This window comes from Paenibacillus cookii (assembly GCF_018333375.1).
Taxonomy (GTDB): Bacteria; Bacillota; Bacilli; order Paenibacillales; family Paenibacillaceae; genus Paenibacillus_AQ; species Paenibacillus_AQ cookii.
On sequence record NZ_BORW01000132.1, the window covers coordinates 1 to 255 of the forward strand.

General features: G+C 54.5%; 1 rRNA gene. It reads left to right on the forward strand.

Going from position 1 to position 255, the window contains the following annotated elements:
* Positions 1 to 255, forward strand: a 16S ribosomal RNA gene (locus KI367_RS26900); the annotation flags it as partial.

Sequence of the window (255 nt, forward strand, 5' to 3'; positions counted from 1 at the left end):
CCTCTAGAGATAGAGGCGGCCTTCGGGACAGAGGAGACAGGTGGTGCATGGTTGTCGTCAGCTCGTGTCGTGAGATGTTGGGTTAAGTCCCGCAACGAGCGCAACCCTTGATTTTAGTTGCCAGCACTTTAAGGTGGGCACTCTAGAATGACTGCCGGTGACAAACCGGAGGAAGGCGGGGATGACGTCAAATCATCATGCCCCTTATGACCTGGGCTACACACGTACTACAATGGCCAGTACAACGGGAAGCGA